Annotated in this window: 5 protein-coding genes; 2 read left to right on the top strand and 3 right to left on the bottom strand. The window is 73.0% G+C overall.

Annotated features, from left to right (window positions below; translation table 11 throughout):
• Positions 1-90: 90 nt before the first annotated feature.
• The 3 genes from AB0I11_RS08015 to AB0I11_RS08005 form a co-directional block, all read right to left on the bottom strand.
• Positions 91-1,158, bottom strand: a complete 1,068-nt coding sequence (locus AB0I11_RS08015) for an NADH:flavin oxidoreductase/NADH oxidase (RefSeq protein WP_357315070.1) — start codon at positions 1,156-1,158, stop codon at positions 91-93.
• 62 nt (positions 1,159-1,220) lie between these two features.
• Positions 1,221-2,513: a dicarboxylate/amino acid:cation symporter gene (locus AB0I11_RS08010; RefSeq protein ID WP_357315127.1), complete on the bottom strand. Its 1,293-nt coding sequence runs from the start codon at positions 2,511-2,513 to the stop codon at positions 1,221-1,223.
• A gap of 733 nt (positions 2,514-3,246) precedes the next feature.
• Positions 3,247-4,212 carry a glutathione S-transferase C-terminal domain-containing protein gene (locus AB0I11_RS08005; protein WP_357315067.1) on the bottom strand — a complete coding sequence of 322 codons (966 nt, stop codon included), beginning with the start codon at positions 4,210-4,212 and terminating at the stop codon, positions 3,247-3,249.
• Positions 4,213-4,319: 107 nt separating this feature from the next.
• Here AB0I11_RS08005 and pcaF point away from each other — a divergent pair, with 107 nt between their 5' ends.
• A complete protein-coding gene (gene pcaF, locus AB0I11_RS08000; protein ID WP_357315064.1) occupies positions 4,320-5,525 on the top strand; it encodes a 3-oxoadipyl-CoA thiolase in 1,206 nt (401 codons plus the stop codon).
• A 212-nt stretch (positions 5,526-5,737) separates the two neighbouring features.
• Positions 5,738-6,556, top strand: coding sequence for an SAM-dependent methyltransferase (locus AB0I11_RS07995; protein ID WP_357315061.1), 819 nt, complete (start codon positions 5,738-5,740; stop codon positions 6,554-6,556).
• The last annotated feature ends 5 nt before the right edge of the window (positions 6,557-6,561 follow it).

The raw sequence follows: 6,561 nt of genomic DNA, 5'->3' as shown, positions 1-6,561 counted from the left end.
GCCGCCTAACGCACCACCCAACAAGACCCATCCCGCGCCGCTCCGCGACGCGGGATGCTGCCGCACGTCAAGTTACGGTCGATTTTCGAGTTAGGAGGCGCGGGTGTACTGGTTGGGCCAGGCGGGCGCGGCGCCGAGCTTGGCGGCGGCGCGGCGGGGCCAGTACGGGTCGCGGAGCAGTTCCCGGCCGAGCAGGACCAGGTCGGCCTCGCCGGCGGCGACGATCTGCTCGGCCTGCTCCGGCTCGACGATCAGGCCGACCGCGCCGGTGGCGATGCCGGCGTCGCGGCGGATCCGCGCCGCCAGCGGCACCTGGTAGCCGGGGCCGACGGGGACGGTCGCGGTGGCCGCGGCGCCGCCCGAGGACGCGTCGATCAGGTCCACTCCGGCCGCGGCCAGCTCGCCGGCGAGCACCACGCTGTCCTCGACCGTCCAGCCGCCGTCCACCCAGTCGGTGGCGGAGATCCGGGTGAGCACCGGCACCGCCTCGCCGACCGCGGCGCGCACGGCGCGGGCCACCTCCAGGGTGAGCCGCATCCGGGCGGCTCGGTCGCCGCCGTAGCCGTCGGTGCGGTGGTTGGTCAGCGGGGACAGGAACTCGTGCAGCAGGTAGCCGTGCGCGGCGTGGATCTCCACGGCGGCGAAGTCGGCGGCCAGCGCCCGGGTCGCGGCGGTGGCGAACGCCTCGATCACCGCGGCGATGCCGGCGTCGTCGAGCGTGGCCGGGCGCCGGTAGTCGGGCAGGAACGCCTCGTCGCCCGGGCCGACCGGGGTCCAGCCGCCCTCGACGTCGGGCACGCCGCCCCGGTGCTCGGCCCACGGCCGGTACGTCGACGCCTTGAACCCGGCGTGCGCGAGCTGCACCGCCGGCACCGCCCCCTGGGCGGCGACGAACGCGGTGATCGGGCGCCACGCGTCGACGTGCGCGTCGGACCAGAGGCCGGTGTCCTGGGGGCTGATCCGCCCTTCGGGCAGCACGGCGGTGGCCTCGGTGAGGAGCAGCCCGACCCCGCCGACCGCGCGGGAGCCGAGGTGCACCCGGTGCCAGTCGGTGGGCAGACCGTCCGGGCCGGCGCTGTACTGGCACATCGGGGCCATCGCGACCCGGTTGGGCAGGGTGACGCCCCGCAGGGCCAGGGGAGTGAACAGGGCGCTCATGCCGTCATCCTTCAGCAGGCGGCGGGGGAGGGCCATGGGCCCTCCCCCGCCGGGGATGGAGATCAGGCGGGTACCGGCTGGAGCCGGTCCGCCGGGCGGTCGGTCTCGTCCGGCGTCACCAGCTCGCGCCGGCCGGCCGAGTCGTACGCGGTGCGGTCGAGGGTGCCTTCGCGGGCGGCCACGATGGTCGGCACGACGGCCTGGCCGGCCACGTTCGTGGCGGTGCGGATCATGTCGAGGATCGGGTCGATCGCCAGCAGCAGGCCGGCGCCGGCCAGCGGCAGACCCAGCGTGCTCAGGGTCAGGGTGAGCATGACGATCGCGCCGGTCAGACCGGCGGTGGCCGCCGAGCCGACCACCGAGACGAAGGCGATCAGCAGGTAGTCGGCGACGCCCAGGTGCACCCCGAAGACCTGTGCCACGAAGATCGCGGCGAGGGCCGGGTAGATGGCGGCGCAGCCGTCCATCTTTGTGGTGGCGCCGAACGGCACCGCGAAGGAGGCGTACTCGCGGGGGACGCCGAGGCGCTCGACGGAGCGCTGGGTCACCGGCATGGTGCCCACCGAGGAGCGGGAGACGAACGCCAGCTCGATGGCGGGCCAGGCGCCGGCGAAGAAGCGCAGCGGGTTGAGCCGGCCGGCGGCCAGCAGCAGCACCGGGTAGACCACGAAGAGCACGATGGCGCAGCCGATGTAGACGGAGCTGGTGAACTTGGCGAGCGGGGCCAGCAGGTCCCAGCCATACGAGGCGACGGCGTTGCCGATCAGGCCGAGGGTGCCGATGGGGGCGAGCCGGATGACCCACCAGAGCGCCTTCTGCACGATGGCGAGCACGGAGCGGTTGAGCGTCACGAACGGCTCGGCGGCCTCGCCGATGAGCAGCGCGGCGGCGCCGACCACCAGGGCGAGGAAGACGATCTGGAGGACGTTGCCCTCGACGAACGCGCCGACCGGGTTGGTCGGCACGATGCCGGTGAGGAAGTCGGTCCAGGAGCCGGTCTTCTTCGGCGCGGCGGCGCCGGCCACGTCGAGGGTGACGCCCTTGCCGGGGTTGGTGAGCAGGCCGAGGCCGATGCCGATGCTCACCGCGATCAGGGCGGTGATGCCGAACCAGAGCAGCGTCTTCAGCGCCAGACGGGCGGCATTGGCCACGCCACGGAGGCTGACCACGCTGACCACGATGGCCGTGAAGACCAGCGGCGGTACGGCCAGCTTGAGTAGCTGGACGAAGAGGTGTCCGACGGTGTCGAGGGTGCTGGTCAGCCAGGCGAGGTCGTTGGCGCGGGCGAGGAAGCCGAGCGCCACGCCGAGGACTAGGCCGAGCAGGATCTGCAGGGAAAAGGGAAACTTGCGCAGGGCGGAAGCCATGGGATCGTGTCCAAGGTCTGGTGGGGGTGAACGGGGCAGCGTCAGGAGAGTGGCTGCGCCGGACAGATGCCGCTGGCCTGCCGTCGGAGGTCGACGTACAGGCGCACGGTCAGGTGCCAGACATTGGTCATCGCCCGCCGACGCTACTCCCGGCCGGCCCCCGCTGGAAGGAGCGAATGGCGTGACGATCCTTACAGCCCTGTTTTCGACCCGCTGACCCGTTCGTCATGATCGTCGGCCCGGCCCGGGGCGACCTCCCAAGCGTGGCCCCCGGGCGTGCCCCCCGGGCGTGGCCCGCGGCGCGGCCTCCCGGCGCGGCCCCTCGGTGCGGCCCCTCGGTGCGGTCGTTGGGCGCTGTCGGACGCTGGCGGGGGTGTCCGGTCGCCCGCGCAGGGCTCGCCCCAGTCACCGTGGGTGACAATCTGCCCGCCTCGGCACCCCTTCTCCGACTCCCTTTGCTCTGCAGCCATCGGCGCAGCAGTGACTGTGTGTGGAGCGATGCGTCGATGGCTGCAGAGCAAAGGCGGGGGGCGGGCCTGGCGTGTGTGCGACGCAGGTGGTGGGTTTGTCCGAATTCGTGGCTTAGGAGCTTCGAGGGGGAGTGCCGCATCAGGAGCGGATTTGACTCTCGGTGAGCATCACCCTGAGTGCGGGTCGATGGGCGAGTTCAGGCCTGGCCGGGAGGAGGGCGGGGAAAAGAAGAGAAGGGAAGGGGACGGGATCAGCCGCGCCCGTGCGGCGTGGTCCAGCCGGACAGGTCCGGACCGAGCGGCACGATCCGGCTCGGGTTGATCATCTCGTGGGTGGCGTAGTAGTGGCGCTTGATGTGGTCGAAGTCGACCGTGTCGCCGAAGCCCGGGGTCTGGAAGAGGTCGCGGGCGTACGCCCAGAGCACCGGCATCTCCGTGAGCTTCTGCCGGTTGCACTTGAAGTGCCCGTGGTACGCCACGTCGAAGCGGACCAGCGTGGTGAAGAGCCGCACGTCCGCCTCGGTGATCTGCTCGCCCATCAGGTACCGCCGGCCGGCGAGCCGCTCCGACAGCGCGTCCAGCCGGGCGAAGAGCGCCGTGTACGCCTCGTCGTACGCCTCCTGCGAGGTGGCGAAGCCGCAGCGGTAGACGCCGTTGTTCACGTCCCGGTGGATCTCGGCCATCAGCGCGTCCAGTTCCGGGCGCAGCTCGACCGGGTAGAGGTCCGGCGCGCCCGGCTTGTGGAACCGCCGCCACTCGGTGGAGAAATCCACCGTGAGCTGCGGGTAATCGTTGGTGACGACCCGCCCGGTCAGCGTGTCCACCAGCGCCGGCACGGTCACCCGGCCGGTGTAGTCGGCGTCGGTGGCCAGGTACGCGTCGCTGAGGAAGCCGATGCCCAGCACCGGGTCGAAGCCGTCCTGGTCGAGGCTGAACCGCCAGCCGCGCTCGTCCCGGATCGGGTCGACGGTGCCCAGCGAGATCACCTCGTCCAGGCCGAGCAGGCCGCGCACGATCCGGGCCCGGTGCGCCCACGGGCAGGCCCGGCACCAGATCAACCGGTACCGGCCCGCCTCCAGCGGCCAGCGGCCCTGGTCGTCGGGGCCACCGCCCTCCGGCGAGGTGGAGTGCGGGGTGACCCGACCGGTGAACCGGTTGGGCTGGCGGACGAAGGCGCCGCTGCCGGCGGTCTCTGCGCTGAACTGGGCCCGGGCCATGCCGTCAACCTATCCGTTCCAGGCGCCGATATCCTGGCGCCGGGTGCCCCCGTGACCCGGCGGGCGACCCACCGCCAGCCCCTTCCACCCCCGAAGGACGCCGCACCATGACCGTGGCCTATCTCGTCGCCGGAGTCCGCACCCCGATCGGCCGGTACGCCGGCGCCCTCGCCGGGGTACGCCCCGACGACCTGGCCGCCCACGTGATCCGCGAACTGGTCGCCCGCCACCCGTCGGTGGACTGGGCCCGCACCGACGACGTGATCCTGGGCTGCGCCAACCAGGCCGGCGAGGACAACCGGAACGTCGCCCGGATGGCCGCGCTGCTCGGCGGGCTGCCCGAGGAGGTCCCCGGCAGCACGGTCAACCGGCTCTGCGGCTCCGGCCTGGACGCCCTGGCCACCGCCGCCCGGTCGATCGTGGCCGGCGAGGCCGACCTCGTCGTGGCCGGCGGGGTGGAGAGCATGAGCCGGGCGCCCTTCGTCATGCCGAAGGCCACCACCGCGTTCGCCCGCACCGCCGAGGTGTACGACACCACCATCGGCTGGCGGCTGGTCAACCCGCTGATGAAGAAGCAGTGGGGCATCGACTCGATGCCGGAGACGGCGGAGAACGTGGCGGCGGACTTCGACGTCGACCGGGCCGCGCAGGACGAGTTCGCCCTCCGCTCCCAGCAGCGGGCCGCGAAGGCGCAGGCCGACGGGCGGCTGGCCGAGGAGATCGTGCCGGTCACCGTGCCGGCCGGCAAGCGGGAGACGAAGCTGGTCGAGGTCGACGAGCACCCGCGGGAGACCTCGCTGGAGAAGCTCGCCGCGCTGCCCACCCCGTTCCGCGACGGTGGCACGGTGACCGCCGGCAACTCCTCCGGCGTCAACGACGGCGCGGTGGCGCTGCTGGTCGCCTCCGCGGCGGCCGTCGACCGGTACGGCCTCACCCCGCTGGCCCGGGTCAGCGGGGCGGCGGCGGCCGGCGTACCGCCGCGGATCATGGGCATCGGGCCGGTGCCGGCCACCCGCAAGCTGCTCGATCGGCGGGGCGTGGCGCTCGCCGATGTCGACGTGATCGAGCTGAACGAGGCGTTCGCCGCCCAGTCCGTGGCGGTGCTGCGCGAGTTGGGGCTGCCGGAGGACGCCGAGCACGTCAACCCGAACGGCGGGGCGATCGCCCTCGGCCACCCGCTGGGCGCCAGCGGCGCCCGGTTGGCCCTCACCGCGGCCCTGGAACTGCGCCGCCGCGGCGGCCGCCGGGCGCTGGCCACCATGTGCATCGGCGTCGGTCAGGGCATCGCGCTGCTCCTCGAAGCCGCCGACTGAGCCGCTCCGCCTTCCGCGTCCCGGATGGTTCGCCGCCGTCGGCGGACGCAACTGTCCGGGATCCGGCTCGGCCGGCAAGCCGATCGTCAAAAGCGGATCTCCCGTAGCTGGGAACGCGCGCATAGAGTGGTGTGGACCACACGATCACACGAGCGCGCGGGTCGGTCCCGGGGGTGGCCGGCGGGCGCGGCGACGACCTGGGGGACCGAGCGATGCAGACGCCGGACGGACTTCCCACCGAGATCGACCTCAGCCGCCCCAGCGCGGCCCGGGTCTACGACTACTTCCTCGGTGGCGCGCACAACTTCGAGATCGACCGGCAGCTCGCCGAGCAGATCGCGGCCATGACCCCGAACCTGGCCGCCACCATGCGCTCCGGCCGGGAGTTCCTGCGCCGGGCCGTACGGGTGCTGCTCGACGCCGGCATCGACCAGTTCCTCGACATCGGCTCGGGCATCCCCACCGTGGGCAACGTGCACGAGGTCGCCCAGGCCGCCAACCCCGAGGCCCGGATCGTCTACGTCGACATCGACCCGGTCGCCGTGGCGCACAGCCGCGAACTGCTCGCCGGCAACGACGGCGCCATCGCCCTGCACGGCGACCTGCGCGAGCCGAAGCTGATCCTGGACCAGGCCCGGGCCAGCGGCGTGATCGACTTCGACCGGCCGCTGGGCATCCTGCTCGCCGGGGTGGTGCACTTCATCCCCGACCAGGACCGGCCCGCCGACGTCCTGGCCACCCTCCGCTCCGCCGCCGCCCCGGGCAGCTTCCTGGTCATCTCGCACTCGACCTTCGAGGACCAGCCGCGGGAGATGCTCGACGCGCAGCGGCTCTCAGCGCGTACCGCCACCGAGATCACGCTCCGCTCCCGCGCCGAGATCACCGGCTTCTTCGGCGACTGGACCGTGCTCGAACCCGGCGTCGTGCACATGCCGCTGTGGCGGCCCGACTCGCCGTCCGACGTGGACGACCACCCCGAGCGGTTCGGGGCGTTCGGCGGCGTCGCCCGGTACGACCGGGCTGCCGGCTGAGCCGA

Origin of the sequence: Micromonospora sp. NPDC050495, from assembly GCF_040655175.1 — a bacterium.
In the GTDB taxonomy this organism is placed as follows: Bacteria; Actinomycetota; Actinomycetes; order Mycobacteriales; family Micromonosporaceae; genus Micromonospora.
The sequence above is the reverse complement of the archived record's forward strand: the minus strand, read 5'-3'. Positions and strand labels throughout refer to the sequence as shown.

Bases quoted from the DNA above. Each gene is read 5' to 3' on its own strand.
- AB0I11_RS07995 (WP_357315061.1), top strand. From the start codon at position 5,738: ATGCAGACGCCGGACGGACTTCCCACCGAGATCGACCTCAGCCGCCCC.
- pcaF (WP_357315064.1), top strand. From the start codon at position 4,320: ATGACCGTGGCCTATCTCGTCGCCGGAGTCCGCACCCCGATCGGCCGG.
- AB0I11_RS08005 (WP_357315067.1), bottom strand. From the start codon at position 4,212: ATGGCCCGGGCCCAGTTCAGCGCAGAGACCGCCGGCAGCGGCGCCTTC.
- AB0I11_RS08015 (WP_357315070.1), bottom strand. From the start codon at position 1,158: ATGAGCGCCCTGTTCACTCCCCTGGCCCTGCGGGGCGTCACCCTGCCC.